Annotated in this window: 21 protein-coding genes; 8 read left to right on the top strand and 13 right to left on the bottom strand. The window is 73.0% G+C overall.

Annotated elements, in window-relative coordinates; translation table 11 throughout:
* Positions 1 to 527 precede the first annotated feature (527 nt).
* From ABZT49_RS30335 to ABZT49_RS30375, 9 genes are all read right to left on the bottom strand, one after another.
* The gene (locus ABZT49_RS30335; RefSeq protein ID WP_355291781.1) at positions 528 to 1814 is read right to left on the bottom strand and encodes an amidohydrolase family protein; all 1287 of its coding nucleotides are present in this window, start codon (positions 1812 to 1814) and stop codon (positions 528 to 530) included.
* A 26-nt stretch (positions 1815 to 1840) separates the two neighbouring features.
* Positions 1841 to 2785: an ABC transporter permease gene (locus ABZT49_RS30340; RefSeq protein WP_355291783.1), complete on the bottom strand. Its 945-nt coding sequence runs from the start codon at positions 2783 to 2785 to the stop codon at positions 1841 to 1843.
* Positions 2786 to 2789: 4 nt separating this feature from the next.
* Positions 2790 to 3863 carry an ABC transporter permease gene (locus ABZT49_RS30345; RefSeq protein ID WP_355291785.1) on the bottom strand — a complete coding sequence of 358 codons (1074 nt, stop codon included), beginning with the start codon at positions 3861 to 3863 and terminating at the stop codon, positions 2790 to 2792.
* A complete protein-coding gene (locus ABZT49_RS30350) occupies positions 3860 to 5455 on the bottom strand; it encodes an ABC transporter ATP-binding protein (protein ID WP_355291787.1) in 1596 nt (531 codons plus the stop codon). Before ABZT49_RS30350 ends, ABZT49_RS30345 begins: the two co-directional genes overlap by 4 nt.
* Position 5456: 1 nt before the next feature.
* Positions 5457 to 6482: a BMP family protein gene (locus ABZT49_RS30355; RefSeq protein ID WP_355291789.1), complete on the bottom strand. Its 1026-nt coding sequence runs from the start codon at positions 6480 to 6482 to the stop codon at positions 5457 to 5459.
* Positions 6483 to 6642: 160 nt separating this feature from the next.
* On the bottom strand, positions 6643 to 7605 hold the full coding sequence (locus ABZT49_RS30360) for a dihydrodipicolinate synthase family protein (protein ID WP_355291790.1): 963 nt from the start codon (positions 7603 to 7605) through the stop codon (positions 6643 to 6645).
* Between the two features lie 87 nt (positions 7606 to 7692).
* Positions 7693 to 8832: an FAD-binding oxidoreductase gene (locus ABZT49_RS30365; RefSeq protein ID WP_355291792.1), complete on the bottom strand. Its 1140-nt coding sequence runs from the start codon at positions 8830 to 8832 to the stop codon at positions 7693 to 7695.
* On the bottom strand, positions 8829 to 10259 hold the full coding sequence (locus ABZT49_RS30370) for an NAD(P)/FAD-dependent oxidoreductase (RefSeq protein ID WP_355291794.1): 1431 nt from the start codon (positions 10257 to 10259) through the stop codon (positions 8829 to 8831). Before ABZT49_RS30370 ends, ABZT49_RS30365 begins: the two co-directional genes overlap by 4 nt.
* Positions 10256 to 10519 carry a (2Fe-2S)-binding protein gene (locus tag ABZT49_RS30375; protein WP_355291796.1) on the bottom strand — a complete coding sequence of 88 codons (264 nt, stop codon included), beginning with the start codon at positions 10517 to 10519 and terminating at the stop codon, positions 10256 to 10258. The genes ABZT49_RS30370 and ABZT49_RS30375 overlap by 4 nt, the downstream gene beginning before the upstream one ends.
* A gap of 165 nt (positions 10520 to 10684) precedes the next feature.
* Here ABZT49_RS30375 and ABZT49_RS30380 point away from each other — a divergent pair, with 165 nt between their 5' ends.
* The 4 genes from ABZT49_RS30380 to ABZT49_RS30395 are packed head-to-tail and all read left to right on the top strand — an operon-like array spanning position 10685 to position 13662.
* On the top strand, positions 10685 to 11509 hold the full coding sequence (locus ABZT49_RS30380; protein ID WP_355291798.1) for a transporter substrate-binding domain-containing protein: 825 nt from the start codon (positions 10685 to 10687) through the stop codon (positions 11507 to 11509).
* A gap of 55 nt (positions 11510 to 11564) precedes the next feature.
* The gene (locus ABZT49_RS30385) at positions 11565 to 12239 is read left to right on the top strand and encodes an amino acid ABC transporter permease (RefSeq protein WP_355291800.1); all 675 of its coding nucleotides are present in this window, start codon (positions 11565 to 11567) and stop codon (positions 12237 to 12239) included.
* Between the two features lie 18 nt (positions 12240 to 12257).
* Positions 12258 to 12953, top strand: a complete 696-nt coding sequence (locus ABZT49_RS30390) for an amino acid ABC transporter permease (protein WP_355291802.1) — start codon at positions 12258 to 12260, stop codon at positions 12951 to 12953.
* Complete coding sequence (locus ABZT49_RS30395) at positions 12925 to 13662, top strand: amino acid ABC transporter ATP-binding protein (protein ID WP_355291804.1); 738 nt, start codon at positions 12925 to 12927, stop codon at positions 13660 to 13662. The genes ABZT49_RS30390 and ABZT49_RS30395 overlap by 29 nt, the downstream gene beginning before the upstream one ends.
* Positions 13663 to 13683: 21 nt before the next feature.
* Here the strand turns inward: ABZT49_RS30395 and ABZT49_RS30400 are convergent, their stop codons facing one another.
* Both ABZT49_RS30400 and ABZT49_RS30405 read right to left on the bottom strand, forming a co-directional pair.
* A complete protein-coding gene (locus ABZT49_RS30400; protein ID WP_355291806.1) occupies positions 13684 to 14370 on the bottom strand; it encodes a GntR family transcriptional regulator in 687 nt (228 codons plus the stop codon).
* Positions 14371 to 14542: 172 nt separating this feature from the next.
* Positions 14543 to 16696, bottom strand: a complete 2154-nt coding sequence (locus ABZT49_RS30405; RefSeq protein WP_355291808.1) for a helicase-related protein — start codon at positions 16694 to 16696, stop codon at positions 14543 to 14545.
* A 267-nt stretch (positions 16697 to 16963) separates the two neighbouring features.
* Between ABZT49_RS30405 and ABZT49_RS30410 the strand changes: the two genes are divergently transcribed.
* A complete protein-coding gene (locus ABZT49_RS30410; protein ID WP_355291810.1) occupies positions 16964 to 17638 on the top strand; it encodes a carboxymuconolactone decarboxylase family protein in 675 nt (224 codons plus the stop codon).
* A 114-nt stretch (positions 17639 to 17752) separates the two neighbouring features.
* Here the strand turns inward: ABZT49_RS30410 and ABZT49_RS30415 are convergent, their stop codons facing one another.
* Positions 17753 to 18712 carry a GTP-binding protein gene (locus ABZT49_RS30415; RefSeq protein ID WP_355291812.1) on the bottom strand — a complete coding sequence of 320 codons (960 nt, stop codon included), beginning with the start codon at positions 18710 to 18712 and terminating at the stop codon, positions 17753 to 17755.
* The gene (locus tag ABZT49_RS30420; protein ID WP_355291814.1) at positions 18709 to 20196 is read right to left on the bottom strand and encodes an amidohydrolase family protein; all 1488 of its coding nucleotides are present in this window, start codon (positions 20194 to 20196) and stop codon (positions 18709 to 18711) included. The genes ABZT49_RS30415 and ABZT49_RS30420 overlap by 4 nt, the downstream gene beginning before the upstream one ends.
* A gap of 258 nt (positions 20197 to 20454) precedes the next feature.
* Here ABZT49_RS30420 and ABZT49_RS30425 point away from each other — a divergent pair, with 258 nt between their 5' ends.
* From ABZT49_RS30425 to ABZT49_RS30435, 3 genes are all read left to right on the top strand, one after another.
* Positions 20455 to 21360, top strand: a complete 906-nt coding sequence (locus ABZT49_RS30425; protein WP_407943600.1) for a GlxA family transcriptional regulator — start codon at positions 20455 to 20457, stop codon at positions 21358 to 21360.
* Positions 21361 to 21705: 345 nt separating this feature from the next.
* Entirely contained in the window at positions 21706 to 22152 is a 447-nt protein-coding gene (locus ABZT49_RS30430) for a (2Fe-2S)-binding protein (protein ID WP_355291817.1), read from the top strand.
* A gap of 12 nt (positions 22153 to 22164) precedes the next feature.
* Positions 22165 to 23737 (top strand): molybdopterin cofactor-binding domain-containing protein (locus ABZT49_RS30435; RefSeq protein WP_355291819.1); only part of this gene is annotated, 1573 nt, incomplete at its 3' end.

Below are 23737 nucleotides of genomic sequence, written 5' to 3' on the forward strand. Positions count from 1 at the left end.
AACCGGAACTCGGACCAGGCTGACCCGCCGCCCCACCTCGACACGCGCGCTCCTGCGCCAGCCGTGAAATCAAGCCCCAACCCGACAGGCTGCTAGCGGAAAACCCGTCGCCGGGCCGGAGGGAAGAGGCGAGGGCGGCGCGGCCCCGCGTTGTTCACAGGGCTTCGGGGCGCCGTCCGGACCTTGCTGCGGGTCACCGTGCCGGCGACCGCCCTGGCGCTCGTCCCCGGCACGGTCTGCACCATCGCGGTGATGCACGCCCGCCCCTTTGATTCGAACGCCCGATTCGAACGCCCACGACGACGGCCCGCCCTGCGCCTTCGACACCAGCGGGATGCGCTTCCGGCGCGGCGGCGGTTTCGTGTTTCGGCGACGGCTTCGCCCATTCCTGCATCGACGCCGTCGACCGCCTCTACGCCGAAGGGGTCGACGCGCCGCGGATGCTGTCGGTGGGACCGCATCGGCGCATCATCACGGGCCTGGACCGGCCGAACGTCACCTGACCGGCGGCGGGCGCGCGCCCATCGTCACGGCCGCGCGCTCCGCGCCGGGTCCACGGAATCCGGCCGGCCCGGCAGGGCGAGGCCTGAGACCCGCGCGGGCGTGCGCGCGACCACGCGGCCGCGGCGGACCACGTGCAGCCGGGGCGGGCGCAGGCGGATCGCCTCGATCGGATCGCGGGCCTGGAGCACCACGAGGTCGCCGAAGGCGCCGACATGCAGCCCGTACCCGTCGAGCCCCATCACGGCGGCGGCCTCGGTCGTCACCGCCGCGAAACAGGCCTGCATCGCCTCCCGGCTCGTCATCTGCGCCACGTGCAGGCCCATATGGGCGACGTCGAGCATGTCTGCGCTCCCCAAGCTGTACCAGGGGTCCATGCAGCAATCCTGGCCGAAGGCGACGGTGAGGCCCATTGCTCGCTGCTCGGGCACCCGGGTCAGGCCGCGCCGCTTCGGGTAGGTGTCGTGGCGGCCCTGCAGCACGATGTTGATGAGGGGATTGGCGACCACCTGCAACCGCGCCTCGGCCATCAGGGCGAGGAGCTTCGAGACGTAGTAATTGTCCATCGAGTGCATCGAGGTCAGGTGCGAGCCGGCGACCCGCCCCTGGAGCCCGTGCCGCACCGTCTCGGCGGTCAGCGTCTCGATGTGGCGCGAGAGCGGGTCGTCGGTCTCGTCGCAATGGATGTCGACCCGTAGGCCCCGCTCGGCGGCGATCCGGCAGAGGCGCCGTAGCGACTCCGCGCCGTCCTCCATCGTGCGCTCGAAATGCGGGATGCCGCCGACCACCTCGACGCCGCGGTCGAGCGCCCGGATCAGGTTCTCGGCGGCGTTGGGTGCGCGCAGGTAGCCGTCCTGCGGGAAGGCGACGAGCTGGAGGTCGAGATAGGGCGCGACCTGCCGCTTCACGGAAAGCAGCGCGTCGACGGCGAGCAGCCGGTCGTCGCAGATGTCGACGTGGCTGCGCACGGCCAGCAGCCCTTGCGAGACCGCGAGGTCGCAGTAGCGTAGCGCCCGCTCGATCACCGCCTCCGGCGTCAGGAGCGGCTTCAGCTCGTTCCACAGCGCGATGCCCTCGAGCAGCGTGCCGGAGCGGTTGAGCCGCGGCAGGCCGAGCGAGAGCGTCGCGTCCATGTGGAAGTGGCAATCGACGAAGGGCGGGCTGACGAGGAGGCCGGCCGCGTCGATCTCCTCGGCGCCTCTCGCCGGGATGGACGGTTCGATCGCCGCGATGCGTCCGCCCGCGACCGCGATATCGAGGCCGGTGCGGCCGTCGGGCAGGGTGGCGTTGCGGACGATGAGATCGGGGGTCACGCGTGGTCCTTCTGGCCGGTGGGTGCCTATCGCTCGCCGCGGATATAGGGCCGCATCAGGGCCTTCGGGGCGCTGGCGCGGCGCGCGCCGACCAGCAGGGCGGCGATCGACAGGAGGTAGGGCAGCATCAGGAAGACCTGCCCCGGCACCATCCCGCCCGAGGCCTGCTGGAGACGGACCTGGAACGCGTCGAAGGCGCCGAACAGTAAAGCCCCGAGCAGCGCCTTCATCGGGCGCCAGCCGGCGAAGGCGGTGAGCGCGATGCAGATCCAGCCGCGCCCGGCCACCATCTCGAAGAAGAAGGCGTTGAAGGCCGACAGGGTCAGGAAGGCGCCGCCGAGCGCCATCAGGGCCGAACCCGCCACCACGGCGCCGAGGCGCAGCGCGTGGACGTCGATGCCCTGCGCCTCGACCGCGGCCGGGTTCTCGCCGACCGCCCGCACCGCGAGGCCGAGCGGCGTGCGGGCGAGGAACAGGCCGAGCGCCAGGATCGTCGCGATGGCGAGCAGCGTCAGCGCCGTCTGCTGGAACAGGATCGGCCCGATCACCGGCAGGTCGGACAGGACCGGCAGGTCGAGGGGCCGGAACGGCTCGATCCGCGGCGGGCTGGCAGTACCGGGCAGGGCGAGGCGGTAGCCGAAATAGCTGGCGCTGGTGGCGAGCAAGGTCACGGCGAGCCCGCTCACGTGCTGCGACAGGCCGAGCTTCACGGTGAGGATTGCGAGCAGCAGCCCGAGGCCGGCGCCCGTGAGCATCGCCACGAGGACGCCGCCCCACAGCCCGGCCCCGAGATGGACCGCGAGCCAGCCGGTCATGGCGCCGGCGGTCATGATCCCCTCGATGCCGAGGTTGAGCACGCCAGCGCGCTCGCACAGGACCGCGCCAGCGACCCCGAAGATCAGCGGCGTGGCGATCCGGAGCGCCGCGGCCCAGAAGGCGACGGTGAGCAGGAGGTCGAGGCTCGCCTGCATCGCCTCAGGCTCCGGCCGTGGGCTTCGCCGCGCGCCGCAGCCGGTAGCGGGTCATGAGGCCGGCGACCAGCACGGCGATCAGCGACAGGGCGACGATCAGGTTGGCGATGTAGCTCGGCACGTTGACGACCCGGCTCATCGAATCCGCGCCGACGAAGATCGCGGCCACGAACAGGGCCGCCGCGACCGTGCCGAGGGGCGATAGGCCTGCCAGCATCGCCACGACGATGCCCGCATAGCCGTAGCCCGGCGACAGGTCGGCGGCGAGGAAGCCCTTCACCCCCGCCACCTCCCCGGCCCCGGCGAGCCCCGCGAGCGCCCCCGACAGGGCGCCGACGGCGACGAGCGTGATGCCGACCGGCAGCCCGGCGAAGCGCGCGGCGGGCGGCGCCTCGCCGACCGCCCGGATGGCGAAGCCCGCCACCGTCCGGGCCATCAGGCCGTGCAGCAGGAGGGCGGCGCTAAGCGCGACGAGGAGCCCGGCATGCAGCCGCGTCGTCTCGACGAGGCGGGGCAGGGTGGCGGCGTCGACCAGCGGCTCGGATTGCGGCCAGCCCATGCTCATCGGGTCCTTCATCGGCCCCTCGATCATCATCTGCACGAGGAGCAGCACCACGAAGTTGAGGAGCAGGGTCGTCACCACCTCGTCGGCACCGAGCGCCACGCGGGCGAGCGCCGGCCCGACCATCATGGCGGCGCCCGCCAGCGCGCCCGCGCCCAGCACCACGGGCAGGAGGAGGGGCGCCGGCAGGTCGATGGCGCCCGCGCCGGCCGCGACGGCGGCGAGCGCCCCGACATAGAGCTGCCCCTCGGCGCCGATGTTGTAGAGCCGCGCCCGGAACGCGACCGCTGCGGCAAGGCCGGTGAGGATCAGGGGCGTGGCCCGGGTCAGCACCTCGGTCAGGGCGAAGCGCGAGCCGAGCGCTCCTTGCGCCATCGCCGCGTAGGCCTTTCCCAGCGGGGCACCGGCGAGGAGCAGCGGAACGGCTGCGAGGCCGAGGGCCGCGAGGGCCGCGAGGACGGGGACCGCGAGCGCGAGGCTCCGGGAGGGGACGCCGCGGGGCTCCAGGCGGATCATGCGGGCTCTCTCGCGCGCTCGGGCGCCGGCGCGTGGTCCACGCCCTGGCCGGCCATCATCAGGCCGAGGCGGGTGCGGTCGAGCCCCTCGGCCGGCAAGGCCTCGGAGAGGCGGGCGCGGGCCATCACGGCGATGCGGTCGGACAGCGCGAACACCTCGTCGAGATCCTCCGAGATCAGAACGATGCCGGCCCCCCGCGCGCTCGCATCGAGGAGGCGGCGGTGGATCTCGGCCACGGCCCCGACGTCGAGCCCGCGGGTCGGCTGCGCGGCGACGATCAGGGCGGGCGCACCGTCGAGCGCCCGGGCGAGGATGACCTTCTGCATGTTGCCCCCCGACAGGAGCCGGATCGGCGCGTCCGGGCCGGGGCAGCGGATGCCGTAGGCCTCGATCGCTCCTTTTGCCCGCTCGGTCATGCGGCGGCGGCGCAGGAACCCGAACCACTGGAAGCGCCCGCGGATCTCCTCGATCGCCGCGTTCTCGGCCACGCTCATCGCCGGCACCGCGCCCTCGTGGTGGCGGTCCTCCGGGATGCGGCCGATGCCGGCCCGGATCGCCGCGCGCGGATCGAACCGGGTCACGGGCCGGCCCAGGAGCCGCACCGAACCGGCATTCGGCCGGGCCAGGCCGAAGAGAAGGCGCGCCAGCGCCGCCTGGCCGTTGCCGGCCACGCCCGCGATGCCGACGATCTCGCCCGCCCGCACCACGAGGTCGGCCCGGTCGAGCCGGTTGCGCAGGTCGGGCCCTGCCACCGCCACGCCCTCCAGCGCCAGCACCTCCGGCCCCGGCGCCCGCGCGGTGCGGCGCACCGGCGCCACCGCCCGGCCGACCATGAGCGCGGCGAGGTCGGCCCGGTCGGCGCCGGCGGTGGCGCGCTCGGCGACCTTGCGGCCGGCCCGCAGCACGGCGACCCGGTCGCTGCCCGCCACGACCTCGCCGAGCTTGTGCGAGATGAAGGCAATCGCCAGCCCCTGCGCGGCCAGCGCCCGCAGCACGGAGAACAGCCCTTCGCTCTCGGCCGGCGTCAGCACGGCGGTCGGCTCGTCGAGGATGAGGACCCGCGCGTCGCGGTAGAGCGCCTTCAGGATCTCGATCCGCTGGCGCTCGCCGACCGTGAGGCTGCCGACCGGCGCCGCGAGATCGACGGTGAGTCCCGCTCGCGCCATCAGGGCGGCCAGCCGGTCGCGGGCCTCGCCGGTCCGGCGGCGCAAGCGCCAGAGCGGTTCGGTGCCGAGCACGATGTTGTCGAGCCCGCTCAAGGCCTCGGCCAGGGTGAAGTGCTGGTGCACCATGCCGATGCCGGCGGCGAGCGCCGCCCGCGGCCGCCCCGGCGGCAGCGGCACCAGCCGCCCGGTCCCGTCGGCCACCCGCACCGTGCCGGCATCGGCGGTGTAGTGGCCGAACAGGATGTTCATCAGGGTCGTCTTGCCGGCCCCGTTCTCGCCGAGCATCGCCAGGATCTCGCCCCGGTGCAGGGTGAGGTCGATGCCGTCATTGGCGAGAAGCGGGCCGAAGCGCTTGGTGATGCCGCGCAATTCGAGGGCGACGGGGCGGGTTGTCCCGCTCCCGTCGGGGGCCGCGATCCCCGCCACGTCAGGCGGTCGGCTTCGGTTCGGAATCGTCGATCGCGACCTTGAACGCGCCCGAGCGGATCTCCGCCTCCCGCGCCTTGACCTGCTCGATCACCGGGGCCGGCACCAGGGCGGGGTCGAGGGGTGCGAGGGAGCAGCCGCCCTTCGCCATGCCGCTCCACGGCCCGTAATCCTCCGCGCTCCAGCTGCCGTCGATCACCTTGGCGACCGCCCGGTCGATGGTCGGCTCCATGTGCCAGAGCGCCGAGGCGATCACCGTGCCGGGATATTGCGACGACGTGTCGATGACGTTGCCGACCGCCTTGACGCCGCGCTCCTTGGCGGCGTCGGCGACGCCGAAGCGCTCGGCGTAGAGCACGTCGGCCTTGCGCTCGATCATCGCGAAGGCCGTCTCCTTGGCCTTCGGCGGGTCGTACCAGGAATTGATGAACGAGACCAGGAACTTGACGTCCGGATTGACGGAGCGCGCCCCGGCCATGAAGGCGTTCATCAGCCGGTTGACCTCCGGGATCGCGTAGCCGCCGACCATGCCAATGACGTTCGACTTCGTCGCCTTCCCGGCGACGATGCCGGTGAGGTAGGAGGCGTCCTGGATGTAGTTGTCGAAGACCGAGAGGTTCGGCCCCTGCGCCGGGAAGGACGAGCCCATCAGGAAGGCGGTGCCCTTGTAGTCGCCGGCGATCTTGCGCGCCGGCCGCTCCAGGCCGAAGGCCTCGCCGATGACGAGGTCCTTCTTGGCCTCGGCGTATTCGCGGATCACCCGCTCGGCGTCGGTGTTGGCGACGTTCTCGGAATAGACGTAACCGATGTCGCCGCGCGCGGCCGCCGCCTTCAGGGCGAGGTGGATCCGGCTGACCCATTGCTGCTCGATCGGCACCGAGGCGACGAGGGCGACGGAGACGGGCCGCGCCTTCGCGGCCCGGGCCGGACCGCCCAGCAGGCCGGCCAATCCGGCGGCGCCGATCCCCGCCAGCATGGTCCTGCGGCTCGCGCCCAACCGGCCGCCCTCCATCGCACGCCCCGCCATCACTCGCCCCACCCCACGACCACGATCCGTGGCACCCTGTCGTTGCCTGAAAGATGAGCATGGCCGTCCGGGCTCGACAAGGCACATCTTTGAGCAAGCCTGTTCCCGAAAGCGGCAGCCGCGGGCCACGCGATCCGCACGCGACCGTCCGGGTCCCGCATCAGGCCGTCGCGCGCCGCAAAGCCCCCTCGACCCGCTTCCGCTCGCCGGCATCGAGCGGTGGCTGCGGCGGCCGCAGGCACGGATCCGGGATCGCGCCGAGGTGGTGCAGCGCGTGCTTGATCCGCGCCGTGGCCCGGCCGCCCGGCGCGTCGCGGTAGATCGCAACCGCGAGCGGGTAGAGCGCCTCGTGGCACTGCCGGGCGGCGCCCCAGTCGCCCGCCTCGGCGGCGTTCCACAGCGCGACGACGAGGTCCGGGACGACGGCCGCGAGGGAGACCTGACTGCCGAAGCTGCCGATGATGTAGCTCGTCAGAAGGTGCTCGTCGCCCGAGCCCAGGACCTTGAAGTCGGGGCGCAGGGACGTGAGGAGGCGCAGGTTCGCCTCGTATTGCGCGACCTCCCAGCTGCCCTCCTTGATCGCCACGACCTGGTCGAGGCCGGCGAGGCGGCGCAGCGTCGCCGCGTCGTACGCCATGGCGCCGGCGCCCACCGGGGCGCCGTAGAGCATCAGCGGCAGGCCCGTGGCGGCCGCGATCGTGCGGTGATGCAGCACCACGCATTCGGGATCGTGCCCGAGCGCCCAGCTGTTCGGCGGGAAGACGAGCAGCCCGTCGGCCCCGGCCGCCTCGAAGGCGGCGGCCTCCCGCGCCGCCTCCAGGCTCGATTCGGCGTTGACCCCGGACACGATCAGGCAGCCGGCGGGAACGACCCGGCGCGCGGCCTCGATCACCGCGACCTTCTCGGCGCGGTCGAGGACGAAGTTCTCGCCGGCATGCCCGTTGAGCAGGAGACCGCGGATGCCGGGCCGCGTCGCCACCGCGTGCAGGTGCCGCTCGAGGGAAGGCCCGTCGATGGCGAAGTCGGGCCCGGCCATCGGCACGATGGTCGCCGCATGGATGCCCGCGAGGCGCTCGGCGAAGGGGAGGGTGGAGGGCGCGGGGGCGCGGAGCGGCTGGGGCACGGCAGGGGTCCTTCACGCCGCTTCGGGGCGGGCTAGAGCATTGTCCGACGAAGTGGATATCGGTTCGTCGAAGAAAATGCGGTAAAATCAATAATTTAGAGCAACGCTCGATTGCGGCGCAATCGGGCGTTGCTCGATCAGGCGGTCGAGGGGAAAGAGCGGGAGGTCCGGCTCGCGGCCGAGGATGCGCTCGGCCAGCAGCCGCGCGATGTAGGGGCCGCTGGTGTAGCCGGAATGGACCGAGCCGCAGACGAATGCGCCCTCGACCCCCGGAACCGGCCCGGCGACCGGGAGGGCGTCGGCGGTCTCGGCCTCGAGCCCCGCCCAGGCCCGGGCCATCCGGGCGGCGCGCAGGGCGGGGATCGCGTGGCAGGCCAGGCGCACGTTGCCGACGACGCGGTCGGGCAGGAGCTCGACGCCGCCGCGCTCCCGGTCGCCCACCCCCTGCCAGCCGCCGCCGATGACGACGGTGCCGTGGGGGTACTGCTTGAGCGAGAGCAGGCCGTTGGCGATGCCGACCACGGTGCGCATGACCGGGGCGACCCGCTCGCTGACCACGAGCTGGTTGACCAGCGTCTTGATCGGCAGGCGCACGCCGAGCCAGGCCAGCATCGGCTCGATCCAGACGCCGCCGGCGAGGAGGACCCGCCGCGCCCGCACCGTGCCGGAAGCGGTGTCGAGCTCGAAGCCCGATCCGGTCGGCACGACGCCGCGGACCGGATCGTTCTCCCGTAACGCCACACCGGCCTCGATCAGGCCGCGGCGGTAGGCGAGGCCGGTGAGGTAGGCGTTGGCGTAGCCGTCGACCCGGCAATGGCCGGCGAGGCGCACGGCTCCCGACAGGCCGGGCTCGATCCGGCGGGCTTCCGCCCCCGACACGAGGGCGATCGGCGCGCCCGCCTCGCGCCGCCGGCCCGCCCGGTAGGTGAGGAGTTCCTCCTCCGCCGGGGTGAAGGCGAGGGACAGGCCGTCGCAGACCACGACGCCGACATCGTGGCCGAGCCAGTCGCGCGCCGAGGCCCACATGGCGTGGGCGCGCAGCGCGTAGGGCATCAACGCGACCCGGGTCATCTGCATCGTCAGCGTGCCGGCATTGACGCCGGAGGCCTCGCGGCAGAGCGGCCCGCGATCGAAGAGCGCGACGTCCATCCCGCCGCGGGCGGCGAACAACGCCGCCGTGGCGCCGTGGACGCCGCCGCCGACCACCGCCAGATCGTGCATGGTCATAGGGGGGCGGGCTCCGGGATCGGGATGTCGGCGTAGTCGAAATCGCCCATCAGCTCGTCGAAGCCGATCGGGCGGAGCGGCGGGCGGGCCGTGAAGGCGCCGACCGCCTCCCGCGTGCCGACCTGCGCCGCCAGGATCTCGGCGGCGACGTCGCCGCACAGGCGCCCCTGGCACGGGCCCATGCCGCAGCGGGTGAACTGCTTCATCTGATTGACGTCGCGGGCGCCCGCCGCACAGGCCGCATCGATCTCGGCACGGGTCACGTCCTCGCAGCGGCAGACCACCGTCTCGGGGGGAACCGCGCGCACCTGCGCCGGCCGCACCCGCATCATCCCGGCCATCCGGTCGGAGAAGGGTTGTTCACGGGTCATCGCCCGCCGCAGGCGTGCGCTCTCCCGCGCGAAGGCGTCGGGGGCGAGGCGTCCGGCATCCAATGCTGCGGCGAGGCCGGCGAGCTCGCCGGCGAGCGTGGCCATCGCCGCGCCGCGCAGGCCCGCGCCGTCGCCGACGGCGTAGAGGCCGGGGACGCCGGTGCGCCCGGCCTCGTCGGTCACCGGGACGTGGCCGCCGCGCAGGCGGTCGAAACGGTGCGGCGCCCGCAGCAGGCGCGTCACCTCCGCGCCCGGCACCAGCCCGTTGCCGACGCAGAGCGCATCGATCGCGAAGGCGCGCTCGGGGCCGGGCACCGGCGCACCCTCGGCATCGACGGGGCCGATCACCGCGCGCGCGATCTCCTGCGTGCCCTCGGCCCGGCGCAGGGCGTGGCGGAAGAAGATCGGGATGCCGGCCGCCTTCAGGGAGGCCATCCAGCGGGCCCCCTGGGCGAGGAGGCCGGGGCGGGTGAGGAGGTCCGGCAGCGCCCGCAGCCAGTCGCCGCGCCCGACGAGATCGGCGACCCCCACCACCTCGGTCCCGGTTTTGGCGAGGCCGGCGGCGACGGCGAAGAGGAGCGGGCCGCTTCCGGCGACGAGGACCCGGCGGCCCGGGGCGACGCCGTGCGACTTGAGGAGGATGGTCGCGCCCGCCAGCCCCACCACCCCTGGCAGCGTCCAGCCGGGGAACGGCACGACGCGCTCATGCGCGCCGCCGGCCGCGACGAGCCGGCCGGCCGAGACGCGCTCCCAGCGCCCGCTCTCCGCCTCGATCATGTCGAGGTCGAGCGAGGCCCCGACCGACCAGACGGTCCGGCCGAAGAAGGGAATGACGGCGCTGTCGCGCAACGCCGCCCGCAGGGCCTCGCCCCGCGCCTCCGCGGCCGCGACGCCGGGGCGGACCGGCCTGCGCCAGACCTGCCCGCCGGCCGCCGGGTTCTCGTCGATCAGCGCGACGCGCAGGCCGGCCCGGCTCGCGGCGAGCGCCGCTGCGCCGCCCGCCGGACCCGCGCCGAGAACGGCGAGATCGACATCGTGCCGGATGGGCCCGCTCATCGTGCGGCCCCCTCGGCCGCACCCGCGCCCCGGAGGCTGACGACCATGCCGTCGCGGACCACTGTGACGCAGGCGCGCCGGACGCGCCCGTCCACCGTGATCGCGCATTCCTGGCAGATGCCCATCATGCAGAAGGCGCCGCGCGGGGCGCCCGCCCGCGGGCTTGCGCGCAGGTGCCGGCGGCCGCGCGCCAGCAGCGCGGCGGAGAGGATCTCCCCCGGCTCGACCTGCCATTCCACGCCATCGACCGTGATCCGCATCGTCATCCGATCCCGCTTTGCCTGCCAAGGAGGCACCAGCGACCTACAAACTGCGCTTTACAGGAATTACGAATGTATACATTTTGCAGACCGAAAGCGCAACCGCCATCGCCCGGTCGGTGCCCGCGCCGCCCCTCGGACCCCCTCGCGACCAGGAGACACCCCATGATCGGATTCGGGACGCTCAGGACCACCCTCGCCGCCGGGCTCGCGGCCCTCGCGCTGGCCACGACGTCTCTGGCACCGGCCGCCGCCCGGACGCTCGACGAGGTCATCGCCTCCGGGACCCTGCGGGTCGGCGTCAACCCGACCCTGCCGCCGTTGGGCAAGTTCGACGAGACCAACACCATCGTCGGGTTCGACGTCGACTTCGCCACCGAGATCGCCAAGACGCTCGGCGTGAAGCTCGAAGTGGTCCAGGTCGGCTCGCCCGACCGCATCCCCTTCGTCACCTCGGGCAAGATCGACGTCGTGATGGGGGCGATGACACGGACGCCGGAGCGCGCCAAGGTCATCGAGTTCACGGTGCCGGTGCATACCGAGGTGCTCGGCGTCCTCACCACCGAGGACCAGCCCTACCAGGACTGGAAGAGCCTGAACCTGCCCGGCGTCACCTTCGTCGAGGTTCGCGGCTCGACGCCGGTCAAGTTCATCGCCGACAACCTGCCCCAGGCCAAGGTGACGCTGCTCGACAATTATCCCGACGCCGTCCGGGCCCTGTCGCAGAAGCGCGGCACCGCCATGATCGACGTGATCGACTTCATGGGCGAGCACATGCGCAACTACCCGAACACCAAGTGGAAGATTTTGCCAACCCCGATCGACACCTATTACTGCAGCATGGGCGTCGCCCGGAACGCGACCGGCCTCAAGGACTGGCTGAACGTGGCGATCTTCGACATGCACCGGCGCGGCCGGACCGCCGAATTGTGGAAGAAGTGGTTCGGCATGGACATGATCGCGCCGGTCCAGGCCTCGCCGTACTTCTGATCCGGGATACCCGCCCCGGGGCGCCGGCCCCGGAACGCCCCGACGAGGACGACCGATGGGATACACCTTCCAGTTCGGGCAGGTCTGGCCGTTCCTGCCCCGCTTCCTCGACGCCGCCCTGGTCTCGCTGCAGCTCGCGCTCCTGGCCTTCTGCGGCGGCCTCCTCCTCGGCACCGCCGGGGCGGCGATCCGCACCTATGGCGGGCCCGTCGCACGCCGGGCGGTGAAGCTCTACGTGACCGCCTTCACCAACACGCCGCAGCTGGTGCAGATCTACTTTTTGTACTTCGCTCTGCCGGATGCCGGCCTCGTCCTGTCCTCGTTCACGGCGGTGCTGATCGGTATGACGCTGAACGCCGGCGCCTACCTCACCGAGATCCAGCGCGCCGGCTTCGAGAGCGCCCGGCGCTCGGAGCTTGAGGCCGCCGCGGTGCTGGGCTTCTCCCGCCTGCAGCAGATCCGCTACGTCGTCCTGCCCCACGCGATGCGGGTGCTGCTGCCGCCGCTCTCCTCCCACTTCATCATCATGACGCTCGGCACCTCGATGGCCGCGGTGTTCGGCGTCGAGGAACTGACGGGCGAAGCGCTGACCCTGTCCTCGCAGACCTTCCGGTCGGTGGAAGTCTTCCTGATCGTCGCCGGGTTCTACGTCGCGCTGACGCTCCTCGCCTCGCTGGCGATCGGGCTGTTCGCGCGCCTCGCCTTCCGGGTCCGGGTGAGGCCGATTTAGATGGTGAGGCCGCTCTAGATGCTGGAAACGATCCTCGCCGAGTGGCCGCGTTTCGCCACGATCTACAACGTGACGTTCCTGGCCCGGGCCGCCGCGACGACCCTGGCGCTCTCGGCGGTCGGCGTCGTCCTCGGCAGCCTGATCGGGGTGGCGGTCGCGGTCGTGGGGCGCACGCAGGGTTCCTGGCTCCTGCCGCTGCGGCTCGTCGCCCGGCTCTACACCGAGCTGTTCCGCCGGGTGCCGTTCCTCGTCACCCTGATGCTGACCTTCTACCTCGTCCAGGCCTTGGGCGCCGACATGCCCCTCGCGGTGGTGGCCGGGATCGCCGTGACGCTGATCGCCGGAGCCTACCTCGCCGAGATCGTGCGCGCCGGGCTCGCCGCCATCCATCCCAACCAGTGGGAGGCCGCGGCGACGATGAACTTCACGCTGCTCCAGACCATCCGGCTCGTCGTGCTGCCCCAGGCCTGGCCGCTGATCCTGCCCCCGGCCTTCGGCTTCTTCGTCATGTTCATCAAGGATACGGCGCTCGCCTCGCAGATCGGCGTGATCGAGCTGACCTACGCGGCGCGGGTCCTGAACAACAAGGGGTTCTCGGCGAGCCTCAGCTTCGGCTGCGCGCTGGTGCTCTACTTCGCCCTGTCCTACCCGCTCGCCCGTCTCGGGGCCAGATTGGAGACCCGCCTTGCCGGACCTCGTCATCCGCGGCCTTGATGCCCATTACGGCGCGATCCAGGTCCTGTCCGGCCTCGACCTGCACGTGGAGCGAGGGGCGACGGTCGGGCTGATCGGCCCGTCCGGGTCGGGCAAGAGCACGATCCTGCGCACGGTGCTGGGCCTCCTGCCGCCGACCCGCGGCGAGATCGTGCTCGATGGGCGCCGGGTCGATTACGGCCGGGCCGCGGACGTGCGCGCCTTGCGCGAGCGCGTCGCCGTGGTGTTCCAGCAATACAACCTGTTCCAGAACATGACCGTGATGCAGAACGTCTGCATCACGCCGGTCAAGATCCGCGGCCGGCCCCGGCGGGAGGTCGAGGACGAGGCGCGCCGGCTGCTCGCCAAGGTCGGGCTCGGCGACAAGCTCTCGGCCTATCCCGACCAGCTCTCGGGCGGGCAGCAGCAGCGCGTCGCCATCGCCCGCGCCCTGGCGCTGCGGCCGGAGATCCTGCTCCTCGACGAGGTGACGGCGGCGCTCGATCCCGAGCTGGTGGCGGAGGTGCTCGACACGATCCGGCTGCTCGCCCGCGAGGGCATGACCATGATGATCGTGTCGCACGAGATGGGCTTCATCCGCGAGGTGTCCTCCCGCGTCGTGTTCATGGCCGAGGGGCGCAAGGTCGAGGAGGGCGCGCCGGCGCAGATCTTCGACGCGCCGCAGGAGGCGCGCACCCGGAGCTTCGTCTCGAAGATCCTGCGGCACTGAACGGAGCGGCGAACCCAGCCTTCAGCGCACGGTGGCGAGGGCGAAGCGCTGGAGGCTGCGGAGATGGGCCTGCACGGCCTTGCGGGCGGCCTTGCCGTCCCCGCCCGCCAGGGCGTCGAGGATCTGGGCGTGCTCGCGCAGGTCCGGCGCGACGCGGTCCTGGAGCCGGGCGATCTCGAACAGGCGGGTGGTCACGCGCAGGCGCCGGATCATCTGCGCCAGCACGTCGTTGCCGCTGTTGCGGGCGAAGAGCTCGTGCAGGGCGTCGTCCGATTGCCAATGCGCGTCGGTATGGAGCGCGGTCGCGCTCACCTGGAGTCCGGCGATCTCCCGGCGCACGGCGGCGATCTCGGCCACCGGGATGTGGCCGCAGGCCGCCTCGGCGGCCTCGGGCTCGAGGATCTCGCGGACCTTCAGGCTCTGGAGATACTCGCCGAGATCCACGTGGCGCACGACGAACGAGCGTCCGCCCCCCTTCACCACCAGCCCCTCGCCCTCGAGGCGCTGCAGGCCCTCGCGCAAAGGCGTGCGGGAGACGCCGAGCTGGGCCGCCAGCTTCGCCTCGACGATGCTGTGGCCGCCCCGCAGCTGCCGCCGGCGGATCATCGCCGTGACGGAGCGATGGACGAGGGCGACGAGGTTGGGGGGCGACGCCGCCTCGCCGGCAGCGGTGACGCCCGGTGCGACGCCCCTCGGTTCGTTCTCCAAGACCGCTTCGCCCGCCCGGTTCGTCCTGTGATCGCCGGCCCGTATTGTATGCAAAATGAACGCATTTGCAACGCCGCGGCGCTGCGATCACCGCACCCCGGCCGCCCGGCCGCCCGGCGATGACGTCGACGAAAAAAGTGCAGTTTCCCGCCGTCTACCGCCCCGCCGGACCTCAGCGAGGCGCCTTCGCGGCGGCGGCCCGGCGCGAGCGGCGCTCGACGCGGCGCGTCGCGGTCTCGCGCAGATGCGCCTCGATGGCGGCGTTGGCCCGGCCGCGCATCGCCCGGATCGCCTCGACGTCGTCGAAGGTCTCGGGGAAGCGGCGCGACAGCCACAGGTAGGCGCTGGCGAGCTTGACCGTGCGCTCCTGGTAGTCGAGCTCGCCGTGGAGGTTCGCCCGCAAAGCCGGCACGCCGGCGCCGGCGGCGCGGGCTTGCGTCCAGCGCTCCAGAACCGCCATCGCGACATCGTCGCGCCGGTCGACCGGGCAGACGGAGAAGACGAACTTTTCCTGGATCGGCAGGCGCGCCCGGTCGACCAGCCGGGCGACCTCGAGGATTTCCTCCAGGGCCGAGGGCTGGAACGGCGAGCCGTCGTAGAAGGTGGCGCGGGCGAAATGCGCCAGCACCTCGCGCAGGCTGTCGGTCCCCATCTCCTGGGCGACCGAGGTGATCGCCTGAAGGTCGGGCCGGACGAAGAACCGGGTGTCGGCGGCCGGCGCCGTCGGCGCGCCGGCGAGGGCGGTCCGCAACGGCGCGACGCCATCCTCCTCGCAGGCCGCCACGTAGCCGACGTCCTGGTGACCGTAGCGGCCGGCCCGGCCGGCGATCTGCCGGATCTCGGAATTGGTCAGCGCCCGCTCGCCGATGCCGTCGTACTTGCGCACCGCCGAGAACACGACGCGCTTGAGCGGCCCGAGATTCAGGCCCATGCCGATCGCGTCGGTGGTGACGAGCACGTCGGCCTCGCCGGTGCGGAAGCGCGCGGCCTCGGCCCGGCGCACCTCCGGCGAGAGCGCGCCGTAGATCGTCGCGACGCGGTGGCCGGCCGCCACCAGGATCTCGCGGTTCTCGTGCACGGCCCGGCGCGAGAAGGCGACGACGGCATCGCCCGGCGCGACGTGCTCAAGCGGCACCGGCGCTTCCAGCAGCACGAGCGGCGTCTTGCGCACGAAGGGGACGACCTCGAGCGACTCGCCCGCCGCTTCGGCCGCCCGGCGAACATAGGCGAGGGCATCGTCCGAGCCGCAGACGATCACGGTCCTGGCCGGCACGCCGAACAGCGCGTTGGTCCAGGCCCAGCCGCGGTCGGGATCGGCGAGCATCTGGATCTCGTCGATCACCGCGACCTCGACCGGGCGCGTCAGGTCCGCCGTCTCGATGGTGCGCGCGGTGTGGGTCGGGGCCGCCTCGCCGAGCACCTCCTCGCCGGTGACCATGCCGGCGCGCAGGCCCCGCTCCAGGAGCGCCTCGTAATTCTCCAGAGCCAGGAGGCGCAGGGGGGCTAGGTAGGTGCCGGTCGCCGCCTCGGTCAGGACTTTCAGGGCGGCGTAGGTCTTGCCCGAATTGGTCGGCCCCATGTGGAACACGATGCGCCGGCCGAGCCGGCGCGCCGAGGCGAATTTCTCGATGTAGGCGCCGAAGCCGACCCGGTCGCGCAGGCGCCGGAGCCGGGAATCCTGGTGCGCCACCACGCGGGCGCGCTTGCGCACCGGCGTGAGGGTCGGGAACAGCGACCGGCCGAGCTCGTCGGTCAGGGGGAAGGGGTGGGAGCGCAGCGAGCGGTCGAGCTGGGCGAGATAGGCCGCGGCATCGGCCCCGACCTCGCGCAGGTCGAGGCGGATCTGCTCGCGCAGGCGCTCGACCGGCCGGCGCAGCTCGTCCGCCGCTCGGGCCGCGACCTGCGCCACCGCGGCGCGCAGGTCGTCGAGCCGCCAGCGCGGGTCGTTGCGGTGCGCCATGCCGCGCAGGAGCCCGGCGACCTCGGCGTCCGGCGGCGCGTCGATCCGCAAGCCGAGGCGGTCGTCGTCGAGGAGCGGGATCGTGGCACGCACGCTCCAGGCGATGGCGCCGCTGCCCGAGACGGCCGCCCGGAGCGCCGGCACCGTCCGTTTCAGCGCCTCGATCCCGGTCTCGGCGAAGGCGCGCTCGGCCTTCATCGCGCGCAACGCGCGCGCGACCCGGGCCTCGTCGGCCTCGCCGTTGAACTCGGGCAGTCCGAGCCGGCCCTGCAGCGCCTCGAGGTCGACCGAGCGCGGCGGCAAGCCGAGTTGCGCCACGATCTCGCTCAGGATCTCGGTCGTGGGTCGGACGCGCCTGCGTGCCACGGTTCGTGCTCCTTTCGGTCCCGCCCGAAGGGCAGGGGCCACCGCCGCGCCGACGGCATTCTCCCCGATATCTTAGCGGGTGCGCCCGGGACGAACAGGGCGGGACCGCGCCGCAGGCGTGGCGCTGCACCGCGATTCGCCGGGCGGCAGGAGAGGCGGGCGACGATTTTCGGGCCGGCCGGCATCCTCCTCGTCCGATCATGCTCTAACTGACGGAGGTGAGCCGGCCGCCGACGACAACGAGCGCCGGCCCGAGGGAGGATCCCGATGAGACGACGGACGGTCGGCGGCCTCGCGCTGCTCTGTGTCATGGCGTTCGGGGGCTTGGCGTTCGGCGGCGGGCTCGCGCTCGGCCAGGCCTCCGGTCCGGCCCCCGGCCGGCAGCCGCGCTTCCTCCAGCTCACCCTCGACGCCCTCAACGAGCGGCAGCGCCCGCTCGGCGAGAAGATCCTGAAGATCTCCAGCGTCGGGCTCGCCGGCCCCTACAACCCGATGATCCGCAGCCCCGAGATGGCGCAGCGGATGTACGACCTCCTCGATTACCTGCGCTGGCACACCTCCGTGCCGACGCGCCTCAACGAATTCGCCATCCTGATCCAGGGGCGGCTGTGGCGCTCGCAGGTCGAGTGGTTTGCCCACTACCCCCTCGCCCTCAAGGCGGGGCTGTCGGAGGAGGTCGCCGCCGACCTCAAGGCCGGCCGGCGCCCGCGCGGCATGAAGCCCGACGAGGAGGCGGTCTACGATTTCTGCATGGAGCTCTCGACGAAGCACGCGGTCTCCGACGAGACCTTCGCCCGGGCGAAGGCGGTGCTGGGCGAGCAGGGCGTCGTCGACCTCACCGCCTTGTCGGGCACCTACGTCACGGTGGCGATGCTCCTGAGCATGGCCGAGGAGGGCGTCCCGCCCGGCAAGGAGCCGCCGTTCAAGCCCGGCGAGCCGTGACGGCCGGAGCGATCGACCCGCCCGGGGATCGCCCGATCCCCGGCCCATGACGCGACCGGCGAGCCCGATGGCGGAGGCAGGGCGATCGGCCCGCTTCCGCCCGCGCCCGGCCGCTCAGCCCGGACCGCCGGGCTCGACCGCCGCGTCGAGCAGCGCCGTTGCCCGGTCGGGGTCGAGATCGCCGGACCGGGCGATCAGCACCAGGCGGGCCGCGACGCCGTCCCGCGCCGGCACGGCCGTCGGCACGACCGTCGCGCGGGTGCCGACGAGCTGGAACAGCATCGGCCGGTCGGGCTGGTGGGCGAAGGTCACGAACCCCTTCGCGCGCAGGAGGTGCGGCGCGAGCCGGCCGATGGCGGCCTGGAACCGCGCGAGGGCGAGCGGACGGCGCGCCGTCCAGCTTAAACTGTCGAAGCACTCCGTCGCCACGAGGCGGGCGGTCCCGCCGGCCTCCGCCGGAGGGCTTTCCGCGCGCAAGGGGCGGTCCTCGCCGGAGAACAGGAGGTCCGCCGCCGGGACCGCGCCCGCCGCGAAGGTGAGGCGGGCCGGCTTGTGGCGGGCGAGGCCGGCGCGGACGCGCGCGAGATCGGGCTCCTCCACCAGGTCGGTCTTGGCGACGACGCAGAGGTCCGCCGCCGCGACCTGCGCGCGCCACAAGCGGTCGTCGAAGAGGTCGGGGCGGTCGGCGAGGTGGCGGGCATCGACCACGGTGACGACGGTGTCGAGCGGGGTCGCGGCGAAGACCGCCGGGTCGAGGAGCGCGCGCACGATCTCGGCCGGGTCCGCCGCGCCGCTGGTCTCGATCACGATCGCGTGCGGCGCCGGGTCCCGCCGCAGCAGGGTCGCCAGCGAGCGCATCAGGTCACCCTGCAGGCTGCAGCAGATGCAGCCGTTGCGCAGGCTGACGACGCCGTCGGCGGAGAGGCCGAGCAGGTCGGCATCGACGTCGATCGCACCGAAATCGTTGACGAGGGCGGCGAGGCGCCGGCCGCCGGGCGCGCGCAGGAGCCCATTGACCAGGGTGGTCTTGCCGGCCCCGAGGAAGCCCGCGACCAGGACGACCGGAACGCTCACGCGGCGACCGGCCGCCGGACCGGCCGGCCCGGCCGCGCCGCGCGCACCAGCTGCCCCCCGGCGATCACCGCCTCGCCGCCGACGAAGAGGTGGCGCACGCCCTCGGACGGGCGGTTGGGGTGGCGGAAATCGGCCCGGTCGGTCAGAGCCGCGAGGTCGAAGCAGACGATGTCGGCGTCGCAGCCGGCCTTGAGGCGCCCCTTGGCCCGCATCATCGGCGTGCTCGCCTCCAGGATCTGCGCCGGGATCAGCGCGCACTTGGCGAGCCCCTCGCTCAGCGGCAGCGTGCCCCGCTCCCGCACCCACTCGCGCAGGAAGCGGGTGAAGGTGCCGCTCGAGCGCGGATGCGAGACCGCCTCGTCCGGCAGCGGCCAGTCCTCGCCCTCGTAGGTCGCGCCGTCGGGCATCAGCCACGGCACGGCGTCGGAGGCGATGGCGCCGCCGGGAAACAGCACCGAGACGTCGAGGAGCGCGCGGTGGTGCTCGCTGCCCGCGACGTCGAGGAAGTGCCACAGCACCAGGGCGCCCGGATCCTCGGCTTGCGCGGCCAGCACCTCGTCGCGGTCGGCGAAGCGGCGGCCCGAGGCCAGGGTCTCAACCGAGCCGTAGCCGCTGCCGGTGCGCTCGGGGAATGCCGGGTCGGCGAAGAACACCGCGCCGATCACCGTCGAGCCGGTGCCGTAGGGATAGGCCTCGACCGTGACCTTGAGCCCCTGCCGTTGCGCAGTGCGCACGAGTTCCGCCGAGCGCTCGACGTCCTGCAGGCTCGTCGAGTTGAAGTGGCAGATATGCATGTGGGCGCCAGTCGAGCCGGCGAGCCCGATCAGCCGCGTATAGGCCTCGACCGAGCTCAAGGGATCGATGTTCGCCATGTAGGCGACGTGGGTGAAGGTCGGCGTGCCGGCTTCCGCCGCCAGGCTGCACAGCTCCGAGAGCTCCTTCACCCCGGTGCCCGGCGCGTAGGCGTTGGGAAAGCCGATGCCGATGGCGCCCTGGTCGAGGCCGGCCCGGACGCGCGCGACGATGTCGGCGGTCTCGGCCGGGCTCGCGACCGCGTCGGCCCAGCGCCGGTCCTGCATGGCGCGGCCCATGCCGGCGATGCTCGATTCGGTCTGCTGCGCGGTCATCGCGGCGATGCGGGCGAAGACCCAGCCGGTCGAGGCGCCGTAATTCAGCACCCGGCCCGCATGGGCCTGCTCGTCGTACCAGCGCGCCACCGGCCAGACCCCGAGCTCGAGCTCGAGCGCGGTCGTCACGCCGTCGAAGGCCTGCATCCGGTCGGCCGGCACGCATTGGCCGTGGGCGTGGAGGTCGATGAAGCCGGGCGCCACGACGAGCCCGTCGACCGCCAGATTCCGCCGCGCCGGACCGAGGTCGCGCCCGATCCCGGCGATCCGGCCGCCTTCGACCGCGACGTCGGCGATCCCGTCGAACCCGCTCTCGGGATCGACCACCCGGCCGCCGCTCAGGACAAGATCATGCATGCGCTCGACGCCCCGCGACGGCAGTTCCACGACTGTATGGCACAGGTGTACCGCCCTCCGCATCGATCGTCACCCGCAGGCCGCCGCGCGCCACCCCGGTCGAGGGGCGGGCGCCGATGCCGTCGCGACCATGCCGCGTTTCCGGCCATCGTCCTTGCCGGGAGGCCGCGACGCGGCGATGCTGGGTGCTGGCGATGGAGGGATCCGGTGACCAAGACCCGCCGCGTGGGCCTGTTCCTGTGTCCCGAATTCGACTTCATGAGCCTGGCCGTCACGTCGGCCTTCGCCGCGGCGAACCGCCACGCGGGGGCGGTCCTGTACGATGTCCGTCTCCTGTCCGAGCAGGGCGGGCCGGTCCGCGCCGCGCTGGGTGCCGATCTCACGACCGATCCGATCCGGGACCTGGCTGCCTACGACACGATCCTGGTGGCGGCCGGCATCGTCATCCCGGAGACGACGCCCATCCTCGCCGCCGCGCTCCGCGCCGCCGCACGAGCAAGGCGCCGGGTCGCCGGGCTGTGCCTCGGCTCCTTCGTCCTCGGCGAGGCCGGCCTGCTCGACGGGCGCCGCGCGACGACGCATTGGCGATACGCGCAGCTGTTTCGCGACCGATACCCCGCCAGCACGCTCGAGATCGACAAGATCTACATCGCCGACGGCACCATCTGGACGTCGGCCGGCATGTCGGCGGCCATCGATCTCGCGGTCGGCATGATCGAACGCGATCACGGGCGGGACCTCGCCCACAGCGTGGCACGCGGCCTCGTGATGGAGCGGCGGCGCGCCGGCGGCCAGGCGCAGCACTCGGCCCTGCTCGACGTCGATGCGCCGAGCGACCGCGTCCAGGCCGTGCTGGCCTATGCGCGGCGCAACCTGCACCTGCCGCTCACCACCGAGGCGCTCGCGGCCGTGGCCTGCCTCAGCCCGCGCCAGTTCACGCGGCTGTTCCGGGCGGAGACGGGCACCTCGCCCGCCAAGGCCGTGGAGGCGATCCGTGTCGAAGCCGCCCGGCTGATGCTGGAGCAGAGCCGCCTGCCGATCGAGGAGATCGCGCGGGAAACGGGCTTTGCCAACCGCGAGCGGATGCGCCGCTCCTTTCTGCGCGTCCACGGCGAGGGGCCTCGCACCATCCGCCAAGCGGCCGGACCGCTCGCCGTCGCATGACGCGGCGGCCGGCCCATCGCCGGGCGAGGCGCGACCGAGTTTGTCCGAAAAGGTGGCGTCAACGTCCCTGACCGCGGCGGCGCCCGGACGCCGATAAGCTAACATGAGGCGAAGCCGGAGCCCTCCTCGGCTCGGTCCGGCCGCACGCGAGCGACGCGACGTGGATGGTGGGAGCATCCCGCGACGGGCCGTGCCGCTCGTCGTCGGTGCGAAGAAGCGCCCCACCCGGGCGCGCCACCCCGCGGGCGGTGCTCGCATCCCCGATGGTCCCCGGCGTCCTCCAGCGCCCGCCCTCGCCGGACCGGTCATCCGGCCGGCCGAGGGACGTTCCCCGACAGGTGCCTCATGTTCGATCTGTCCATCAACGGGCGATCCCGCCGCGTCGATGTCGAGCCCGACACACCGCTGCTCTGGGTCCTGCGCGACACGCTGCGGCTGACCGGCACCAAGTACGGCTGCGGCATCGCGCAATGCGGCGCCTGCACCGTGCTGATCGACGGCCAGGCGACGCGCTCCTGCCAGGTGAGCGTCGACGCGGTCGGAACAGCCCGGGTCGAGACGATCGAGGCGGTCGAGACCGACCCGGTCGGCCGCCGGGTCGTCGAGGCCTGGGTCGCCGCCCAGGTCCCGCAATGCGGCTACTGCCAGTCGGGCCAGGTGATGGCCGCGACCGCGCTCCTGCGCGAGACGCCCAAACCCAGCGACGCGGACATCGCGGACGCGATGACCAACCTGTGCCGCTGCGGCACTTACAACGCCATCGCCGCCGCCGTGCGGCGGGCCGCGGCCTGACGGGAGGCGAGCATGGACCAGCTCCTGCGGAATCCTCCCGCCGCTTCCGCGGTCGTCGCGAACCTCTCCCGGCGCAATCTCCTCGGCGCCGCCGCCGGCGCGCTGGTACTCGGCATCGCGCTGCCCCACCGGGCCCGCGCCGAGGCGCAGGGACCGGCGCAGGGACCGGCGGAAGGCGCCGGCGCCATCGCGCAAAAGCCCGGCACCCGCGTCCCGGCCTTCCTGGAGATTCGCCCCGACGGCACGGTCCGCTTCCTGTCGCCCTTCGTCGAGGGCGGCCAGGGCATCGCCACCGGCATGGCCCAGATCGTCGGCGAGGAACTCGACCTCGACCCGGCGCGGTTCCAGGTCGAGTGCGCCCCGCCCGGCCCCGACTACGCGGTCGTCAACGGCATCCGCATGACCGGCGGCAGCTTCTCGACCCGCTCCAGCTACCCGCTGATGCGCCAGCTCGGGGCCACCGCCCGCGACATGCTGCTGCGCGCGGCGGCCGCGCGGCTCAAGGTGCAGGCGGCCGAGCTCACCACCCGCGACGGCACCGTGATCCACGCCGCCTCCGGCCGCACCCTCGCCTACGGGGCGCTGGCCGCCGACGCAATGGTGCTGAAGCCGAACGAGGACGCAGCCCTGCGCGACCCCAAATCCTTCCGCTACATCGGCAAGCCGGTGGCCCGGATCGACGTGCGCGACAAGGCGACGGGCCGGGCGGTCTACGCCATCGACCAGGCGGTCGAGGGCATGCTCCACGCGGCGGTGGCGCACGCGCCGCATCCGGGCACCGAACCGGTCGGTCTCGACAACGAGGCCGCGGTCCGGGCGATGCCGGGCGTACACTCGGTCCACCGCCTGCCCGGGGCCGTCGCGGTCGCCGCCGACAGCTGGTGGCGGGCGCGCAAGGCCGTCGCGGCGCTGGCCGTGCGCTGGAGCGCCCCGAAACCGACCGGCCTCGATACCGTCGCGGCCGACTTCTCCTCCGACGGCCTGCTCGCGGGCTTGAAGGGCTCGGCGGAGACCGGCCACGCCGCCGAAGCGGAGGGGGATGCGGCGGCCGCCTTCGCCGGCGCCGCCAAGGTGGTCGAGGCGGAGTACGCCGCGCCCTACCTCGCCCATGCGCAGCTCGAGCCGCCCTCGGCGCTCGCGCGCTTCAATCCCGACGGCACCCTCGACGTCTGGCTGCCCAACCAGATGCCGGAGCTGTTCCAGAGCATCTCGGCCAAGGTCGCCGGCGTCCAGCCCGACAAGGTCCGGATCCACTCGCCGATGCTCGGCGGCTTCTTCGGCCGGCATTTTCCCTACGAGTCCGGCAACCCGTTTCCCCAGGCGATTCTGCTCGCGCGGGCGACCGGCCGGCCGGTGAAGGTGCTGTGGTCGCGCGAGGAGGAGTTCGCCCGCGACGGCCTCCGGCCCTTGAGCTTCAGCCGCTTACGCGCCGCCCTTGACGCGGCCGGGACCCCGACGGCGATCGAGGTGCGCACGGTCGGCGAGGGACCGATCGGCCGCTATTTCGGCGCCCTGATGAAGACGCCGGTCGACCCATCCGCGGTCGAGGGCCTCGTCGAGAAGCCCTACGCGATCCCGAACCGGC

The organism is Methylobacterium sp. EM32 (genome assembly GCF_040593685.1).
Classification (GTDB): Bacteria; Pseudomonadota; Alphaproteobacteria; order Rhizobiales; family Beijerinckiaceae; genus Methylobacterium.